Origin of the sequence: Exiguobacterium sp. UBA5002, assembly GCF_002396765.1 — a bacterium.
Taxonomy (GTDB): domain Bacteria; phylum Bacillota; class Bacilli; order Exiguobacteriales; family Exiguobacteriaceae; genus Exiguobacterium_A.
Genome location: NZ_DGYQ01000005.1, coordinates 39745 through 58948, shown reverse-complemented (window position 1 = coordinate 58948; position 19204 = coordinate 39745). Strand labels below are relative to the sequence as shown.

General features: G+C 48.8%; 19 protein-coding genes. 6 read left to right on the top strand and 13 right to left on the bottom strand.

Annotation, left to right across the window (positions count from 1 at the left end; all coding sequences use genetic code 11):
• The first annotated feature begins 120 nt into the window (after window positions 1-120).
• Both B4C70_RS01045 and B4C70_RS01040 read left to right on the top strand, forming a co-directional pair.
• Complete coding sequence (locus B4C70_RS01045) at window positions 121-942, top strand: lipoate--protein ligase family protein (protein ID WP_290776399.1); 822 nt, start codon at window positions 121-123, stop codon at window positions 940-942.
• A gap of 16 nt (window positions 943-958) precedes the next feature.
• The gene (locus B4C70_RS01040; RefSeq protein WP_075642768.1) at window positions 959-1807 is read left to right on the top strand and encodes a DegV family protein; all 849 of its coding nucleotides are present in this window, start codon (window positions 959-961) and stop codon (window positions 1805-1807) included.
• Between the two features lie 68 nt (window positions 1808-1875).
• On the opposite strand, the gene B4C70_RS01035 is transcribed toward B4C70_RS01040, so the two are convergent.
• From B4C70_RS01035 to B4C70_RS00995, 9 genes are all read right to left on the bottom strand, one after another.
• Entirely contained in the window at window positions 1876-2091 is a 216-nt protein-coding gene (locus B4C70_RS01035) for a hypothetical protein (protein WP_290776397.1), read from the bottom strand.
• Window positions 2084-2494 (bottom strand): hypothetical protein, encoded by a 411-nt coding sequence (locus B4C70_RS01030; RefSeq protein WP_290776395.1) that lies wholly within the window; start codon window positions 2492-2494, stop codon window positions 2084-2086. Before B4C70_RS01030 ends, B4C70_RS01035 begins: the two co-directional genes overlap by 8 nt.
• Complete coding sequence (locus B4C70_RS01025) at window positions 2494-4014, bottom strand: flotillin family protein (protein WP_290776392.1); 1521 nt, start codon at window positions 4012-4014, stop codon at window positions 2494-2496. Before B4C70_RS01025 ends, B4C70_RS01030 begins: the two co-directional genes overlap by 1 nt.
• On the bottom strand, window positions 4011-4532 hold the full coding sequence (locus B4C70_RS01020) for a hypothetical protein (RefSeq protein ID WP_075642771.1): 522 nt from the start codon (window positions 4530-4532) through the stop codon (window positions 4011-4013). Before B4C70_RS01020 ends, B4C70_RS01025 begins: the two co-directional genes overlap by 4 nt.
• Entirely contained in the window at window positions 4522-4749 is a 228-nt protein-coding gene (locus tag B4C70_RS01015; RefSeq protein ID WP_058265474.1) for a hypothetical protein, read from the bottom strand. The genes B4C70_RS01020 and B4C70_RS01015 overlap by 11 nt, the downstream gene beginning before the upstream one ends.
• A 151-nt stretch (window positions 4750-4900) precedes the next feature.
• Window positions 4901-6103 (bottom strand): multidrug effflux MFS transporter, encoded by a 1203-nt coding sequence (locus B4C70_RS01010; RefSeq protein WP_290776389.1) that lies wholly within the window; start codon window positions 6101-6103, stop codon window positions 4901-4903.
• On the bottom strand, window positions 6100-7233 hold the full coding sequence (locus tag B4C70_RS01005; protein WP_290776387.1) for a YfbR-like 5'-deoxynucleotidase: 1134 nt from the start codon (window positions 7231-7233) through the stop codon (window positions 6100-6102). Before B4C70_RS01005 ends, B4C70_RS01010 begins: the two co-directional genes overlap by 4 nt.
• 51 nt (window positions 7234-7284) lie before the next feature.
• Entirely contained in the window at window positions 7285-8049 is a 765-nt protein-coding gene (locus B4C70_RS01000; protein WP_029343196.1) for a TerC family protein, read from the bottom strand.
• Window positions 8050-8214: 165 nt separating this feature from the next.
• Window positions 8215-9072: a TerC family protein gene (locus B4C70_RS00995; RefSeq protein ID WP_214861633.1), complete on the bottom strand. Its 858-nt coding sequence runs from the start codon at window positions 9070-9072 to the stop codon at window positions 8215-8217.
• 329 nt (window positions 9073-9401) lie between these two features.
• Between B4C70_RS00995 and folE2 the strand changes: the two genes are divergently transcribed.
• The 4 genes from folE2 (at window position 9402) to B4C70_RS00975 (ending at window position 14799) form a co-directional block, all read left to right on the top strand.
• Complete coding sequence (folE2, locus tag B4C70_RS00990; protein WP_290776384.1) at window positions 9402-10313, top strand: GTP cyclohydrolase FolE2; 912 nt, start codon at window positions 9402-9404, stop codon at window positions 10311-10313.
• Window positions 10314-10423: 110 nt separating this feature from the next.
• Complete coding sequence (locus B4C70_RS00985; RefSeq protein WP_290776382.1) at window positions 10424-12190, top strand: LytS/YhcK type 5TM receptor domain-containing protein; 1767 nt, start codon at window positions 10424-10426, stop codon at window positions 12188-12190.
• Window positions 12171-12866 carry a LytR/AlgR family response regulator transcription factor gene (locus tag B4C70_RS00980; RefSeq protein WP_214729667.1) on the top strand — a complete coding sequence of 232 codons (696 nt, stop codon included), beginning with the start codon at window positions 12171-12173 and terminating at the stop codon, window positions 12864-12866. The genes B4C70_RS00985 and B4C70_RS00980 overlap by 20 nt, the downstream gene beginning before the upstream one ends.
• A 139-nt stretch (window positions 12867-13005) precedes the next feature.
• A complete protein-coding gene (locus B4C70_RS00975) occupies window positions 13006-14799 on the top strand; it encodes a carbon starvation CstA family protein (RefSeq protein ID WP_290776379.1) in 1794 nt (597 codons plus the stop codon).
• A gap of 61 nt (window positions 14800-14860) precedes the next feature.
• Here B4C70_RS00975 and B4C70_RS00970 read toward each other — a convergent pair whose 3' ends face one another.
• The 4 genes from B4C70_RS00970 to B4C70_RS00955 all read right to left on the bottom strand — a co-directional run bounded on the left by B4C70_RS00970 (window position 14861) and on the right by B4C70_RS00955 (window position 18855).
• Complete coding sequence (locus B4C70_RS00970) at window positions 14861-15685, bottom strand: energy-coupling factor transporter transmembrane component T family protein (protein WP_290776377.1); 825 nt, start codon at window positions 15683-15685, stop codon at window positions 14861-14863.
• On the bottom strand, window positions 15676-17379 hold the full coding sequence (locus B4C70_RS00965; protein WP_290776376.1) for an ABC transporter ATP-binding protein: 1704 nt from the start codon (window positions 17377-17379) through the stop codon (window positions 15676-15678). Before B4C70_RS00965 ends, B4C70_RS00970 begins: the two co-directional genes overlap by 10 nt.
• Before the next feature lie 70 nt (window positions 17380-17449).
• Entirely contained in the window at window positions 17450-18001 is a 552-nt protein-coding gene (locus tag B4C70_RS00960) for an ECF-type riboflavin transporter substrate-binding protein (protein ID WP_058704610.1), read from the bottom strand.
• Window positions 17998-18855, bottom strand: coding sequence for an SAM hydrolase/SAM-dependent halogenase family protein (locus B4C70_RS00955; RefSeq protein ID WP_290776373.1), 858 nt, complete (start codon window positions 18853-18855; stop codon window positions 17998-18000). Before B4C70_RS00955 ends, B4C70_RS00960 begins: the two co-directional genes overlap by 4 nt.
• Window positions 18856-19204: the final 349 nt, after the last annotated feature.

Below are 19204 nucleotides of genomic sequence, written 5' to 3'. Positions count from 1 at the left end.
TATGTCGTTGTTGTTCGGTTTTGTTTCCAAGGATTCCTGTCTCCCGCGGCGCTTCGCACAGAAACTTTACACACCCTGTGCTATAATGATGTCGCAAATCTACAATAAAGGAACGAGCCTATGGGAATCGAACTCTTAAAACAAGAACATTATCGTATTTTTGATCAAACGTCACTCGGAACTGCTTTCCATGCGACACAATCGTTTGCGATGGACGACACATTATGTGCCTCTGTTGCAACAGAAGGAGCCGCACTCCGCTCTTGGATTCACCACGAAACCGTCGTCCTCGGCATCCAGGATGCCCGTCTTCCTCATCTTGCTGACGGTGTAGCCGTTCTGCATGAACATGGTTTCTCGCCCGTCGTCCGTAACTCAGGTGGTCTTGCCGTCGTCCTCGACGCTGGTGTCTTGAATATTTCACTCGTCCTACCGGAACGCGGCGGCATCGATATCGACAGTGGTTACGAAGCGATGCTTGCGCTCGTCCGCCGCATGTTCGCACAAGAAACGGACGCGATCGTCGCTGGTGAAATCGTCGGATCGTATTGTCCCGGTTCTTATGACTTATCGATTGCGGGTAAAAAATTCGCTGGTATCTCCCAGCGTCGTGTTCGTGGCGGAGTTGCCGTTCAAATCTATCTTTGTGTCAACGGAAGTGGAAGTCAACGCGCTGCTTTAGTCCGTGACTTTTACGAGGCAGCGCTTCAAGGTGAAACGACGAAATTCGTCTATCCGACCGTCGTGCCGGAAACGATGGCGTCCCTCGAGGAACTGCTTGGTACTCCACTGACAGTCGAGGAGTGCTTACGTCGTGCATATGAAGCGTTACTTGCGCTCGGCGCTGATTTGACGCCCGCAACTTTGACGGAACTCGAGAATGAGCGTTTCGGCGTCAACTTGAGTCGGATGCTTGATCGAAACGAAAAAGCCCTAGGTTAAGAAAGGAGAGAACGTGATGATCCGATTGATCACAGATAGTGGTGCCGATGCACCAAAAGACATGTTAGATGCTTATGATTTTACGGTCATGCCATTCGGCGTATTGATCGACGAAGACACGTTCTTCGATGGAGAATCGATATCTCCAAAACAACTGTATGATAAGATGCGTGACGGTGCAGCACCAAAGACATTCCAAGCAGAAGTCAGCCGGATGGTCGAAGTATTCACGCGTCACTTCGAACAAGGGGATCCCTTCCTCTACCTCGCCTTCTCGAGCGAATTATCGGGAACGTATCAAACCGCGAAGATGCTAGCAGAGGAGCTCGCCGAAAAGTATCCGAACGTGCCTTATCTCGTACTCGATACGAAAACCGCTTCAACAGGACAAGGATTGTTCGTTCTCGACGTCGCAGAATACGCACAAACGCATTCGTTTGAAGAAACAGTGGCTTACGCTGAAGCCAAGGTGAATACGATTCGTCATCTGTTTACAGTCGAATCACTCGAATATTTGATGCGCGGTGGACGCGTTTCGCGAGCTAGCGCCTTCATTGGTGGCCTCTTATCGATCTTGCCACTATTGACAGTCGAAGACGGGAAGTTGATCCCAAAAGAGAAGATCCGTGGTCAGAAAAAAGTCATGAACCGAATCGTCGAGTGGATGGAAGAAGCACGTCCTGCGATTGACGGACACCGGATCATGATTGGTCACGGGGATTCGATCGAACGGGCAGAACAGTTAAAACAATTGATTGAAGCACAGTTTTCACCAAGCGAAGTCATCTTGACGATCGCCGGCGCAGCGATCGGTTCACATACAGGACCGGGACTCGTCGTCATTGGGTATGACCTTCCACGTTAACGGCACTCATTTTTATCTTATAGTACGACAAAATGGGACAGACTCTGTTTAGAGCCTGCCCCGTTTTTTTATGCATTGTATCCGAAGAACAGCAATGCCATGCTTAATCCAAGCGAAGAGACGATGAACACGATCGCCATCCCACCCATTCCGAAAACTAACAGCTTCGGTAAATCACGTCGCTTCTTCAGAAGGGCAGTTAATAACCCGACGTTGATCAAGAGGACGACGAGGAACGGAAGCAACAGCATCCAACGTTCTTGCAGTAAAAATAAACTATCCATTTCTTTGCTCCCTTCTTTCAGACTCCAAGAATGGTCGGAATAGATTCAGACATAAGAAACGGAATAAAACATAAGCGAACAGAAGTGTCGATACTACTTCGAAACCAGCATATCCGATATCACGCCACGTGATTCCTGTCGTCACCCCAGCGAACCAATACGGGAAGTCGACCGTCAACAGACTACATATCAAAGCGAGAACGGCTTCCTGACGTGTTTGTCGATCGTAAAGTGAGTAAGATATCTTTTTTATATTGAATATATTCGCGATTCCGTCACCCGATGTGTACCCTTTGATGATGCCGATGACGCCGCCTAGTACCGCCAGTGCATACCATGGAAGTGGCCATACGACATGAAAAAGCAGGAGTGCGAACACAATCGATAAGACGCGGATCGCCATCAGTCTTCTGTTTTCGACGCTGCCACCGCATCATGGGAATTCAAGTTGACCGTCAACGGTTTTGCTGTTCCTTTACCGGAGAAGTTCTCAATCAACTCTTTGACATCTAATCCTGACGACGCCTTTAATGTCTCTTGCAGTGATGCCATCAAATCCGTTGCGTAACCGGTGACACGGTTCGCACCGCCCCCTTCACCGCTACCTGTATCAACGACTGTGATTTTATCGATGTTACCGAGTGGTGCTGCAATCTCTTTCGCGTACTCTGGCATCATCCGAATGACCATGTCGAGAATCGCCGCTTGTCCGAATTGCTCGAACGCCTGCGCGATTTTTTCTTTTGCTTCTGCTTCAGCAAGACCCTTCAGACGAATGATCTCCGCTTCTGTTTCCCCTTGGGCCCGCTCAGCGTCCGCTTTCGCAAGACCATCCAGACGAATTCGTTCTGCATCCGCTTTTGCCGATGCCTCGATCCGGTATTTCGTTGCATCTGCTTCCGCATATTGCTTCGCACGGTCGGCTTGGGCAGCTTGCTCAATCGAGTACCGATCGGCATCAGCGCGTTTTTTGACTTCCGCGTCGTATTGTTTCTCACGACGGAGAATTTCACGTTCTTCGAGCTCGATTTGTTTTTGACGCTCGATGATTTTGATTTGCATCTGTTGCTCGGTGACTTCTTGTTGCGCGCGTGCATTCTCAAGATCATACGCTTGGTCGGCTTTCGCCTTCGCTATATCTTGTTCGCGGCGGTAGTCTGCCATCTTCAACTGATTTTCTTTTTCCGCTTCAGCGATTTCTGTTGCGCGTTCGAGTTCTGCTTTTTTCGCATCTTTTGAAGCTTCCGCCCGTTTGATGCGTGTCTCTTTTTCCGCGTCTGCCGTTGCGATATCCGCATCACGACGAACCTGTGCAATCCGAGGTTTCCCGAGGGATTCTAAGTATCCGTTCTTGTCACGGACGTCTTTAATCGTAAACGAAACGATGACGAGTCCCATCTTCGCTAGGTCTTGAGACGCGACCCGCTGGACTTCTTGTGAGAACTTATCACGGTTCTTATAAATTTCTTCGACGGTCATCGACCCGAGAATCGAACGCAAGTGTCCTTCAAGGACTTCACGTGCTTCGCCTTCTCGCTCCTCCTTTGATTTTCCGAGGAACTGCTCCGCTGCCGTCGCAATCTCAGAAATCGAGCTACCGATCTTGATGATCGCTGTACCGTCTGCCATGACCGGTACACCTTGCTCCGTATAGACTTCAGGTGTCGTAACTTCGAGTTTACTCGATAACAAACTCAGTGGTGTCGCTTGTTGGAAGACAGGTAACACGAATGTTCCGCCGCCACGAATGATTTTTACTCGGTTGCCGGACTCATCGGTATTGACGTTGCGTCCTCTGAGATAACTACCCGATACGATCAACGCTTCTTCCGGACCGACCGTTCGGTACTTCGTAATGAATAAGACGATCAATGCAACAATCAACGCGACCGCGACGATCGATACGATTAATACTGGATTCATGTAAACATCTCCTTTTTCCATTGTTGGGGGTACGTCACGACAGACGCGACGCCTTGTTTGATCTCGATGACGAGCACCTTCGTACCTTGTGGTAGGGCAGGTCCTTCAAACAGAACGGCTGACTTTGATACGCGTCCTGAGACGTCATCGAGTAAGATTTCACCATATCCTTCAGTCGGAATCGGAACGATGACGGTTGCGCTGCGTCCTTCTAGCATCTGTTCCGAAAATCCAAGCGACTGTTCGGCTTGTGCCATCGGAACGAATAAAAAGATATGCATCAGCGTCGTCACTAATAACGCAATCACACTGCTGATGATTAAAATCAATATCGAACGAAACGGACTGAGCTGTTCGAGTCCGAATCCGATCGCTGACGTGATGATGACAAAAGATAAGATCAACGTGGGATGAAAGATTTGGTCGACGCCTGGAATGACGTCTGAGAATAGGATGGACACAAACACACCACAAGCAGCGGCCGCTAATGCATATAAATAAAGTGTACTAACGTCCATCTTCGTTCACCTCGATGTAAGGATGTGAGCCATACAGTTCGTGGTAAGCCCTTTGATAAGCAGCCCGGTTTTCCTCAAACAATAAACGAGCCAATTCTTTGTCTCGTTGATCGATTGCCTCTTCTTGACGGCGTAAGTATTTTTTCTGTGCGGCAAAATGACGTGCTAATCTTGCCTCAATCGACGGTTCTCGTTCACGCTGCAACTCCTGTTTCATCGCTCCACTCCTTTCTGAAGTACTGGCTTTCTTTATCTTCTACGCTTATTTTTTAGAAAATGTTTCAAAATGAATTCCATTTATTTTCTTTTCATTAAAAAAAAAAACGTTCGTCCCATACAGAGGACAAACGTTTTTGAATAATTAGCGTTTATGAACGATTCGGTCGACGAACAATCAGACCATAATAGAGAATGAGCGCCAGGCAATCTAAGGTCATGATGATCAACCCCATCGGAACAGCAGACTGCTCTCCCATGATCCCGACGAGTGGTGACACAAGAGAACCGACGAGCATCGGCAAGAGCCCTAGAAGAGCCGAGGCACTGCCTGCCGTTGCTCCGTAATTTTGCATCGCTAAGGTAAAACCGAGCGTCGAGATCAATCCGACGCTTGAAACGACGAAGAATAGTGGAATCATGACGAAGATCAACTGATTCGTTAACGTCAAAGCGAGGAACAATAAGATACTTGCACCCGCAACGATCGTCAAACTAATTCGCATCAGCCGCTCTGAATCGACACGACCCGCAAGACGACCGGCGATTTGTGCTGCTAAGATAATTCCGATTCCGTTTAAACCGAACAAAAAACTGAACTGTTGCGGCGAAGCGCCATAAATATTTTGTAAGACGAACGGTGAACCCGAGATGTAGGCGAACATCGCGCCCATGACGAATGCTTGCGCGAACGCATAGCCAATGAAGACGCGATCCGTCAACAAACGTCCGAACGTCTTCAACGTCGTCGTCAGGTTTCCTTCAACACGTCTATCAAGCGGAAGTGTTTCCGGTAAACGGAGTGCGACAGCAAGTAACATCATCGTGCTTAAAATCGCAAGCAAGTAGAAGACGAAATGCCAGTCACCGAACCGAAGCATTTGTCCACCGATGACGGGTGCGAGAATTGGTGCTGTTCCGTTGACGAGTGACAAGGCAGCAAAAAACCGCGTCAATTCAGGTCCGTCAAACAAGTCACGAACGATTGCCCGGGAAATGACGATTCCTGACGCTCCAGCTACCCCTTGGATGAATCGAAGCGCGATCAACACTTCGATTGTCGGTGCCATCGCACAGGCGAGAGACGCCAGCAGATATGCGAGCAGAGCAACCATCAACGGTCGTTTACGACCGCGAACGTCACTCAGCGGACCAACAATCAACTGTCCGAGTGCCATCCCAAGCATACAAGCGGTCAAACTCAATTGGATTAGTGATGCACTCGCATCAAATGAGCGTGACATATCCGGAAAAGCAGGTAGATACATGTCGATCGAGAGCGGTCCAAGTGCAGCGAGTGAACCGAGGATCAAGATCAACGTTAAGCGACGTGAGGTCATGGTTTCTTTCGTCATGACGTCACGTAATCCAAATCATGCAGGACATAAGCGAGGAAAAAGACGACCGATGGATTTTCATATGTCATCTGAACCTTTTTGAGTTGTGCGCGGTAACCGGTCTCATACTCGACCCCGTTCAACTTCCGTTCCATATTCATTTTAATCAATGCGTCGAGTTTATCGATCACATCGACCATCTGTCCCTCGTATGTCTCGTCTTTTGCTTCAACGACGAACCGACGGAACGGTGCTCGGATTTCTTTCGGTAGATTATTAATCAACGTCTCTCCTTCTGCCCGTTCGTAAGCTTCGAAGGCTGCTGCTGTGACCGGTGTCGCATGTTTGACAGGTCCAAGAACATCTCCTGTCGTTCCTTCAACGAGATCATGACACAAGAGACGCGAGACGACTTCTTCGATGTCGATCGTGACGCCGTACTTCTCTGATTCAATCAGACCATTGAAGATACCAAGCGAGGCTGCTCGAAACGCATGTGTCGCGTCGTTATCATCAATCGTGTTGAAACGTCCTTTCCAGCGCCGAATCGTATCCATCATCAAGACGTTTTCAATGAAATGAGACATCTTGTCCTCTTCCATGACCGACTGTGTCAAGCGACGGATCGAAACGAGTGGATGTCGTTCCAGAACAGCCTGTAATTCCGCTGCCTTTTGTTCGAAAAAGACGGACTCTGTCATCCGTGCTTCCCTTCGTGCGTACAACATCGCATCGAACGTATCGATGGCTTCGACGATCCGTCCTTCCGGTGATTCATCTTCTGCATGTACGAGGTATGTCGTGAACGCTGGTTGAAGCGACTTTGAGAGTAAGGCAACGAGCTGTTCACTTGCTTGTTGTTCCATTGCCTGAATGTGTGCATGTAACGTTGGTTCTTTTTTTGTCCGGTGTTTAATGGGTCCAGTGATGACTTCATTCATATCATGGAATAGAGCTTTTCCGAGCAATGTCTGGCGGTCGACTGGTGGTTGCCCGTCTGCTTCTTCTAAATAGCTTGCCATCAAACTGAATAAGGCAACACGAAAGCTGTGACTGGCTGCGTTATCTGGAAAACGTGGTGCATATTCATCCCACCGTGGAACGTTTTGCATCCGCGTCAGCATCCGAATGAAATTACCGTTTTGCATGAAATCTCTCCTAACGAAAGACGGACAGAGAGTACCCTGCCCGCCATTGTATTATTTTGCTGATTTGGTTGAACTGCTTCCGCTACGGAACCAACCAATGATTAAAATCAGAGCAAGTACGACCCAGAAGATCGTTTGCCATAGTGTACTCTCTGGAAACTCATGCGGCAAGACGTCGATTGACGGATGCGCGAGTGTCATGACGACCAGTTTTACACCAACCCATGCGACGAGCCAAAAGGCAGCTTCTTCGATGCCTGGTCGCTTTTGGAGCAAGACGACGAACCAGCTCGCGAAGTAACGCATGATGACGAGACCAATGATCCCACTGAAGAAGACGACCCAGAATTGTCCTGTATTCAGACCACCGATCGTTCCACCAATCATCGGTAATGTCGTTGCCATGGCGACAGCAGCAAGTGTCGAGTCGACAGCGAACGCTAAGTCAGAGAACTCGACTTTAACGACCGTCCACCAAAAGTTCGGTGAGGCTTTTTGTGAGGCAATCGTGTCCGGTACTTGGTGTTTATTCGATCGCGCCTCGACGATTCCTTTAAACGCGACGTAGAAAAGGTAAATCGCCCCGAGTGCTTGAAGTTCCCAAATCGTCGCTAAGTACGAAGCAAAGAAGATTGCCACGAAACGTAAGACGAGTGCTCCGACGAGGCCATAGAAAAGCGCCTTTTTACGTTGGTCGTCTGGTAACGGTCGGACGAGGACCGCCATGACCATCGCATTGTCGGCGGATAGTAATCCTTGCAAAATGATCAGTACGAGCCCGACGGTCGCATACTGTGTAATTAATCCAATATCCATACTAACGAATCCCCTTTATTGTTCAGTCTATTTATTATATGCCGGTCGTCCGGAAAGAAAAAGATACAAGCTCGACTCAAGTACTTAACCTTGTGTTTTATTCCCATTGTTTAAGAAAACCTAACACAAAAAAACGACCCGTCATCGACGGATCGTTTCCATTTCTTATAAGTTTTGATCAACTTTCTTTTCAGCATCTGGATTTGGTTTCGTTTTTGGTGAAGAGAACCAACCCCAAAGAGCAAGACCGACCATGACTGTCCAGAAGAATGCCTGCCACGGTGTACTGTGGGCGAATCCTTCAGGAAGCTTCAAGGATTCAAAGATCGTTCCTTCGATTGATGCGTGGTATTTCGGGTGTTCAAGCGCCAGAACGGCTAGCTTCACACCGACCCAGGCGACGATTGCAAAGGCTGCTGTCTCAAGACCTGGGCGATCTGCGAGTAATTTAACAAAGACACGTGCTGCGAACCGCATCAAGACGACACCCATCAAACCACCTGTTAAGATGACGATGAAGTGACCTGTGTTCAAACCACCGATTTCACCTGATCCCCAGTTTGGAAGGGCAACGGCAAGTGCTACTGCTGCAAGAATCGAATCGACAGCAAACGCTAAGTCTGCGAATTCGATTTTCGCGACTGTCCGCCAGAATTCACCTTTTGAAACTGGCTCCTCCGACTTCGGTTCTTCATCTAGCTCATTTTCAGCCCCATGGTTCTCACCGAGCTTCCTGGCTTTAACGGTCTTATAAATATGCCGTAGTCCCATGATGAGCAAGTACGCCGCTCCAAGTGCTTGGATTTGCCAAATGTCGACGAGGAACGAAATCGCGAACAATGCCGCGAATCGTAAGACGAACGCTCCAGCTAGTCCATAAAAAAGTGCTTTCTTTTGTTGTTCTCCTGGTAAGTGCTTGACCATGACCGCGAGTACGAGTGCATTATCCGCTGAAAGTAATCCTTCAAGCGCGATCAAGACGAGTACGACCCAGGCATACTGTAATAGTAACTGCCAATCCATCTCTGTCATCCCTTTCTTTAATTACCTGTAAAATAAAAAAACTTCAATTATTGACCATGACGAAAAAACAATGATTACACGTTCACCTGAACATATAGTATAGGATAGTATACCCGATTGCAAGTAAGTTATTCCTGTAGCTATAGAATGTGTTGATTTTAAGTCGTGCGAGTTTCGTTTATCGAACGTTCATGATAAAATTCAAGACAATACTTCTAGCGATGAAACAATGAAACACATTTGCGGAATCATCAGACTTGCTCGTCTCTAGCATTCCTGTCATGTTATTACTATTGAAACACTACAAAAGGACAAAGGGGCCAATGAATATGTCTACCTCTACCTACCCGATTACGTTACCAACAAAAGAAGAGCGCCATAAGCTGTTCGGTTCGGTACCACCGATCAAAGGAACAAAACCGACTGAAAAAGATAAGATGGTCGACTTGCAAAATACACCGAAGAACTTCTTGTTCGCACTAGACGCTGTCGGAATCTCGAACGTCAAACATCCTGTCGTCATCCAAGACGGAGACAACACACAAGCGACTGTTGCGACATTCGAATTGTCGACATCACTCGTACAAGATCGTAAAGGGATCAACATGAGCCGTTTAACGGAACAACTTGATCAATACCACAACGAAGGTTGGACGGTCACGAACGAGTCACTCATTCAATTCGCGCGTGATTTAGCAGACCGCATGGAACAAACGGAAGGTCAATTGACGATCCGTTACCCATGGTTCTTCACACGTAAAGCACCTGCAACGGGTCTTAGCGGCTTGATGAATGCTGAAGTATGGCAAACGGTCAGCGTCAACACGGAAACGGACGAAGCGACGTTGTCTGTCGGCTTGACGATCAACGTCACGACACTTTGCCCATGTTCAAAAGAAATCAGCGAATACAGTGCTCACAACCAACGTGGTTACGTCACGATGGAAGCATCGTTACGTGATGAAGCAGAAGACTTTGACTGGAAACAATCATTGCTTGATGCAGCTGAATCCAATGCCTCAGCGCCACTTCACCCAGTACTCAAACGTCCGGATGAAAAGCGCGTGACAGAGATGGCATACGAAAACCCACGTTTCGTAGAAGACATGGTTCGCTTGATTGCTGCTGACCTGTACGAAATGGACCCAATCGCTTCATTCTACGTCGAATGCCGTAACGAAGAAACGATTCACCAACATGACGCGATCGCACGGATCACGTTCGATAAAGACGCACAATAAGTAAGTCTGCCGTACTCTCTCTTAAACCGAGCGAGTACGGCTTTTTTTGTATACCGGCATTGCTCTCCGTTTTGCGAGCGTTTACACTTAACTCGAATGGAGGAATGCACATGTTGGAACTGATTCCTTTTTTACTCGAACGACTCGGTATCATGATCATCTTAGCGTTCATCCTCGCCCAGTGGGGACCGACACGAAGGTTGCTACGTCAACCGGAAGCAGGCTGGCAATTCCGTGTCCTCGTCCTATTTTTTGCGACGTACGGCATTTTAAGCAACTATACAGGGGTCAAAGTCGACTTAGCTGAATTCTTACCCCATGCTTGGCTCGAAGAAGTCGACGGGACATCAGCGATTGCAAACACACGAACGATGATCGTCGTCATCAGCGGATTGCTTGCTGGTCCGCTCGGTGGATTGATGACCGGATTGATCGTCGGGGTTCATCGGTATTCCCTCGGCGGATTCACAGCGTTCGCTTGCGCGCTTTCGACCGTCATCGCCGGTGGTGTCAGCGGTCTCTTACGCTCCTATTGGCGCGACCGTCTCAGTAGCCAAGCATTATTGCCCGTGTGTCTGACTGCTTTTTTAATGCTGTTTGAAATGTCGTTGATTTTACTATTCGCCCGCCCCTTTGATGCGGCAGTCGAACTCGTCCAGTTCATCTTCTTACCGATGACACTGATCAACGTCCTCGGTGTCTGGTTGTTCTTATCGATCATCCGCCTTGCTGCGCGAGAAGAGGAAACGGTTCGGGCACGAGAAGCAGAACGGTCGTTGCATATCGCCGATTTGACGCTTCCGCATCTGACGCGTGGTCTACATATTCATACGGCAGAAGCTGTCGCGGAAATTCTGTTGCAACAAACGCGAGCCGAAGCCGTCTCACTGACGGATCGTTCCGTCATCTTGGCCCATATCGGTATCGGGAGCGATCACCATCAAGCTGGGAGTCACTGGACGACGAAACCGACCGAGCATGTCTTGCAGGACGGACAAGTCCGTCTTGTGACAGAACGACTCGATATCGGCTGTCCCGTAACGGATTGTCCGCTTCAAGCTGGCATCATCGCTCCGCTTATCGTCGGGGAAACGACGATCGGGACGTTGAAAGTCTATTATCCTCATGCTGAATTGCTCGACGCCGTCGAAGTCGAACTCATTGAAGGGTTAGCGAAACTGTTCTCGACACAACTGGCACTCGGGAACGCCCAGCGGCAAGCCGGTTTACTGAAAGATGCCGAGATCCGGGCACTCGAAGCACAAATCCATCCCCACTTCCTGTTTAATGCGATCAATACGATTTATGCACTGTGCCGGACGGATGTCGAACAAGCACGCACGTTGTTGCTCGAATTGTCGACGTTCTTCCGCAGTAACCTCCAAGGCGCACGATCGACGAAAATTCCGCTCCAAAAGGAACTCGAACACATCGAAGCATACACATCGCTTGAAGCCGCTCGTTTTCCGAATCGTCCGTTTCTCGACATTGATTCAGCAGACGAGACGACGTCTTTACTCGTTCCACCGTTCATCTTACAACCGTTGATCGAAAATGCGTTCCTTCATGCGTTTTCTTCTGAACAGACAGGATATGTCGGGGTGACGGCATGGTGTGAGGCAGACCAGCTGTGTCTCGAAGTCGTCGACAACGGACGCGGGATTGACGCTTCGCGCCTTGCTCGTCTCGGTCGAGAAGTCGTTCCATCCTCGGGCACCGGTACCGCATTATTCAATACGGCAGAACGGATTCGAAGTTTATATGGTGAAAAGGGACAGTTTACGATCACGAGTGACGGTCAAAACGGCACGACGATCGCGATTCGTCTCCCGATTGAAGTCAGAAAGGAGATCCAGCATGCGCACCTTGTTGATTGAAGATGAACCGCTCGCACGCGATGAGCTCCGTTATCACGTGACCGCAGCCGGTCTTGAAGTCGTCGGGGAAACCGGCAGTGTCGAGGAAGCTGAACGACTCGTTCGCTCCCTTCAACCCGACTTAGTCTTTCTCGATATCGAGCTAACGGACGGAAGCGGTCTTGAAGTCGCCAAACGCTTGAAATCGATGCCACGTCCTCCGGCTCTTTTGTTTGTGACGGCATATGATGCTCATGCGCTTGAAGCGTTTGAGCTCAATGCCTATGATTACATCTTAAAACCGTATGATCCGGCACGGATTGTCCGTGCGATTGAAAAAGTTGCGCGACCGCTTCCGAAAAAAGCACCTCGACTTGAACGTTTAGCCGTTGAGACGGGCGAACAACTGAAATTATTGTCTCCTCAAGATATCGATTACATCGTCGCTGAGAACGGGAAGACGAAGATCGTCACGGAGCACCATGCGTATCCATCGAACGAGACCTTACTCGAACTCGAACGAAAGCTTCAAGATCATCGCTTTTTACGAGTTCATCGCTCGTACCTCGTCAACTTATCAGCAATCGATGCCATCGAACCTTGGTTCAACGGAGCCTATAATTTAAAAATTCATCAGATTGATGTGCCAGTCAGCCGGACGTATGTCAAACTACTGAAAGAAGCGCTCGGTATTTGAGCGCTTCTTTTTTGTGATTCAAGGTCCATTTTCAACCTTTCATCGAACGAAACCGACAACTCATCTAAAAATCAAAGAAAGCGCTTCCATAACTTGTATACTAAATCCATCATAGTTCATTCAAGAGGAGGAATTTTAGATGAGCGCTACTCCAATCGTTATTGCTGTCATCTGTATCTTATTAATCGCGTATCGTCTCTACGGCACGTTCATGGCCGCGAAAGTCTTAAAAATCAAAGATGATCGCGAAACGCCCGCTCATAAATTAGCGGACGGAAAAGATTACGTCCCAACGAACAAATGGGTCTCGTTCGGACACCACTTCGCAGCAATCGCTGCTGCCGGTCCACTCGTCGGACCTGTCCTTGCTGCACAGTTCGGATATCTCCCTGGCTTACTGTGGCTCTTGATCGGTGCCGTCATCGGTGGAGCGGTCCATGATATGGTTGTTCTTTTTGCCTCGATGCGCCAAGACGGTCAGTCGCTGTCTGAAGTCGCTAAAAAAGAGCTGGGACCAGTCGCTGGTTTTTGTGCCGGTCTGGCGATGCTCTTCATCATCACGATCACGATGGCTGGTCTATCGATGGTCGTCTTGCATGCCCTGGAACATAACCCATGGGGTACATTCGCTGTCTTCTCGACGATTCCAATCGCGATGTTCGTTGGGATTTACTTACGTAAAGGTGGCAATTTAGCACTTGCTTCAACAGTTGGTTTTCTACTTATTCTAGCTGCGATTGGTTTTGGTCCTCAGTTAACGGAAACATTCATCGGTGACTGGTTCGATCTTTCATCCCGTCAACTCGCAATTGCTTTACCGATTTATGCATTCTTCGCTGCTGCACTGCCAGTGTGGCTCTTACTCGCACCTCGCGACTATTTATCGAGTTTCATGAAAATCGGTGTCTTCCTTGCCTTGATCGTTGGTGTCTTCATCATCAACCCAGACATTCGATTCCCAGCATTCACGAAATTCGTTAATGGTGGTGGTCCAATCATCGCTGGTCCAGTCTGGCCATTCATCTCGATCACGATTGCCTGTGGTGCAATCTCTGGTTTCCACGCTTTCGTCGGTTCTGGTACGACACCGAAGATGATCAATCGATGGAGCGACATCAAACCCGTTGCCTTCGGTGCTATGCTTGTCGAATGTCTTGTTGCCGTCATGGCATTGATCGCTGCGACATCGCTTGAAGTCGGTGATTACTTCGCCATCAACTCAACACCAGAAGTATTCGCGACGCTCGGTATGAGCACAGTCTATCTAGATGATCTATCCCGTGAAATCGGTCTTGATCTGGCAGGTCGAACAGGTGGTGCCGTCTCACTCGCTGTCGGTATGACGTTCATCTTCCGCGCCATCCCGTGGTTTAAAGAGATTGCCGGATTCTTCTTCCAATTTGTTATTTTGTTCGAAGCGGTTTTCATCCTAACAGCAATCGATGCCGGAACGCGCGTCGCCCGTTACTTGATTCAAGATTTCTTCGGAGAGTTCTACAAACCACTCAAACGTGTCGACTGGATTCCAGGTGCCATCTTCGCTTCAGCACTCGGAACATTCTTCTGGGGCTATCTCTTGTTCTCAGGTGACATCGGTTCGATTTGGGCATTATTCGGGGTATCGAATCAGCTGATGGCGTCGATTGGCTTGATCATCGGAACGACGATCATCTTGAAAATCGCCGATAAAAAAGTCTATGCCCTGACGACGTTCATCCCGCTCGTCTATCTTCTGATCACAGTAACGTTCGCGGATATCTGGATGGTCGCAAACGTCTATGCGAATCCCGATTCTCCAGGTTTCAGCATCTTGAATACGGTCTTGTCCGTAACGATGGGACTGCTCGCGATTGTCATCACGATCTCAGCCGTCAAGAAATGGATTGAACTGTTGAATTCACCACGTTGGGAAAATCAAAAACGATCTGCGTAAGCGGATTGGTCATATGACAAAAGGCAGTGGACGCATCCACTGCCTTTTTCGTATCTCATTTTTAAAACGGATTATAAAAGCGATTACCATCATAGAAAGTAACGACGAATGACAAAACCGTCAAAAGTAGCACACAGCCGATCGCGACATAATCGATTCGTGTCATCGTCTGTTGGTTGTACCACGTCCGCTTTCGTCCGGCACCGAATCCACGGAGATCCATCGCATTACTGACCGTCTCAATCCGCTCCAAACTCGTAAATAGCAACGGAAGTAAAATCTGGATGCTATTACGTGCCCGTTGCCAAACGGAACCGTGTGAGACGGCAATCCCCCGTGCTTCCTGAGCATTCGCGATTGTCCGAAAATCCGTTTGAACGTCCGGAATGTAACGGAGCGCTAAGGAGACCGCAAAGGCAATCTTATACGGAACACCAATCCGATTCAACGAAGAAGCGAACTCCGTCGGATGGGTCGTCACGAGAAACAACACAGCAATCGGAACAATCACACTGTATTTTAAGATTAAATTGAACAGATAAAATAATTGTTCTGCGGTCACCGTAAATCGTCCGATTCCTTCAAGTAAGACGTGACGCGATCCGTAGATCGCTACGCCTTGCTCTGGTTCGAACAGATAAACGGCGAGTGCATTAATCAGGACGAATAGCGCTGTAAAGATCAAGACGAACCGGACTTCCCGAAACTGGATACGCGACAAGCGGAATAATACGATACTGACTAACCCCATCACAAGTAAGACACGTGTATCATAGGTGAACATCGTCGCTGTCGTAAATAACAAGAATCCGATTAGTTTCGTCGTTCCCGTCAAACGATGAATCGGTGACTTTTTTTCAATATAACCAAGCATTTCTACAGCCATTGTTCCCGCTCCTTTCGCTCCGTCGTAATCACGGACTCGACGAATCGTTCCGGGTCTATATCAAGATATTGCGCTATCGTAAAGAGTGATGTTTGTTTTAAATGGGCGTGATGCAGTAATTGTTCTTGATTCAGCAGTCCAAATGATGTCCCAGCATAACGAATACGCCCGGCTTGCACGAGGCAGACTTGATCGCTGTATTCTAAGACGAGATGCATGTCATGCGTGATGATGAGTAACGTCATCCCGTCCTGCTTCAATCCTTCTAAAAAGTCCATCATATCCGAATAATGCCGATAATCTTGACCGGCTGTTGGTTCATCGAGAATCAAGATATCCGGTCGTCGAACGAGAATCGAAGCAATCGTCACTCGTTTCTTCTGACCAAAACTCAGTGCTTGAATCGGCCAATTACGAAACGGATATAATCCGCAACGACGTAATGTCTGCTCGAGACGCTCGTTTTCTTCCGCCTCACTTAATCCGAGCGCCTGCATCCCGTAGCGGATTTCCTCCTGCACGAGGTGCTTCGAAATCATATGATTCGGATTTTGCAGAACGAATCCGATCGCCCCCGCCCGCTCTGCGATCGATTGGTTCGTGATGTCGGTTCCGTCAAGTAGGATCCGACCACCTGTCGTCCGTTGGTAACCACTCAACACTTTCGCAAGCGTGGATTTCCCGGCACCATTCTGACCGACGATCGTCGTCAGCGTTCCCTTTTGAAAAGAGGCTGTCACGTTTTCAAGCACCGGCGTTCCTTGGCGATAATGAAACGCCAACTGTTCAAGTTCGAGCCATGCAGTAGAGGTTACAGTCTCTTTTTGAGGCGCTTCCTCTAAACGCTCCAACACGTCCGTCTGATTGAACTGCTTTAAAAAGGGGTCGATGCGGCTCGGCTGATCTGAAGGTTGAACGGCAAGCCCAGCCCAGCGCGCGGCACTGACATAGAGAGGTTCACGTAAAATCGCTTGTTGAAGCACGCCATTGCTTAAGATGACATCCGGATGGTCATCGGCAATGATTTCCCCATCGACCATGACGATGATGCGGTCAAACGGAATGACGAGTACATCCTCGATTCGATGTTCGACGACGATCAGTGTGCGGTTCGTATCACGTTGCAGTCGATCCATAAGCGCCATCGCTTCTTGTCCCGCTACCGGATCGAGATTCGCGAGCGGTTCATCAAACAGTAAAATGTCCGCATCTTCGACGAGGACTCCGGCTAATGCTGCCCGTTGCCGTTGTCCGCCTGATAGATCATTCAATCGTGCGTGCAAGAGCGCCTCGACATCCGTCATTCGTGCGACGCGTTCGACGATTTCCTGCATTTCTGGTCGCCTAGTCTGTTTGTTCTCGAGCGCAAAGGCGATGTCTTCGCCAACCGATAAACCAACGAACTGCGCATCTGGATCCTGTAACACCGTGCCAATATGCAACGAACGATCAAATAACGATAACTCCCGGGCATCTTGTCCTTTGATCAAGACCTGTCCTTCCCACGTTCCCGGGTACGAGAACGGAATCAACCCATTGATGCACTGGGCGAGCGTACTTTTTCCTGAACCCGACGGTCCAACGATTAAGACGCGTTCTCCTGCTTGAATCGTTAACTGAATCTGCCGGAGTGTCGGTTCCGACTGACTCCGATATGTAAATGAAAAATCCTGAAATTCAATCACGTTTGTCATGTCTTTCTCCCCCCAAGCCAAATGAGCTATGATCCTGCCGACTCTTCGCACAGGATCATAGCTCATTCGGTCAAACTTCGCGTTTCAAGCTGCCTGCTTTACTTCTTGTTTTGGCATAGGTGACGAGTAACAACGTTCCAATGACACCGACTGTCAAGATATTTGATGTCGCAGCGACAGCACCTTGGACGAAGACTTTATTCGCTGGCTCCGAGTAAATTAAGATATCGAGTACCGGGGCGATGATGATCCAACCGATCGCTTGCACGATGGCTTGTGTCGCATTGAATAAGACGATTTTACGTGTCGTCAATCCACCTTCTTCTAAGCGAATCCGGTTAGCGATCAATCCGATGCCAAACCCGACGAAGCCGGAGACGATGACCCAACTCCACCACGGGGAACCATATAAAATCGCATCTTTTAATCCATGACCGATTAAACCAATCAAACCGGCTGTGACCGGTCCGAACAAAACTGCCATGAATGCGAGAAATGCATAGGCTGTCTCGATCGACGTGTTCGGTACGCCTGTCGGAATCGCAGCGAATCGACTTAAAATGATGAATACAGCTGCTCCGATCCCGGTTGCGACGATCTGTTTTGTCGTAAATCCTTTCATGTTCGATTTCCTCCTTTAATATGTTGTACGTTAACACTCCAATCATTTCCGATCCCAACCTCAAATGCATGCGCAAACGAACCTTGATTCAAGGCAAGAGCAATCTGATCTAGCGAATTGATGTAAACGACGCCTGAACCGACTGGTACGTCGGCGAACGAATGACCAAAGAGGAGTGTCTGTTCATAGACGATTCGTTCCCGATACGAAATCATTACCTTGACGTGGCTGCCAATGTCGAGACCCGCCTGACGGACGAGAGCGACCGGAATATTCGTCCAGACATTTCCGAAGCGAACATCGAGAATCTCGACGATACCAGTAACACCGCTATCCGACGACGAGGCAACTGTCCGGTCGAGCAAAACGATGTCTGAAGCAGGTAAAACGGGTCCCACTTCCTCGAAGGTGATGACATGGCTTGATAATCGAGCTCCCGTGAAGGCAAAGATATCTCGTCCGTGGAACGTATACGATTCCCCCATCCGCGGTAAGCGATGCCGTCGATCATCGAGTTGCCTCACTTCAGCAATGTATCCGGCTTGCCAAAGATGCGTCAACGTTCCGTTATCCGGTGTGATGATGTATTGATTCGCATGCGTCCGCGCGACGACACTCTTTCGACTTGATCCGACTCCTGGATCAACGACAGAAACGAACACCGTTTGCTCCGTCCAGTACGGTACCGTCTGCAGTAACCGATAGGACGCTTCCCAAATGTGGAACGGTGGAATGTCGTGCGTCAAATCAAAAATCCGAATCTCCGGATTGATGCTGTGGGCTACTCCATACATCGCACTCACTGCCCCGTCACTCACGCCAAAGTCTGATTGCAATACCAATGCTTCTGCCATCTCGTCATCCTCCTCCTGCGCGAACGTCCCCACAAAAAAGACACCACGCCCTCATCTCTCAGGACGTGATGTCTGATCACGTGGTACCACCTTCGTTCATGGCTCAACTCACGTTCAGCCACCTCTAGGAGTACGAGACTCCATGGAATGCTAACGGTATCCGTCCTACCGGTCGGTTCTACTGATGAACACGGTTCACGTTCTTCCGACTGCTCCGGGACCATCTTCAAATGACGAAATCGTCTCATTTCCAGCAACAGAGACTCTCTATCGATTTCTGATCACTCTACTCTTCCCGTCTACGCATGCAGATTTAGTTGTCTGAAAATTTAAATTAATAGTACAACCG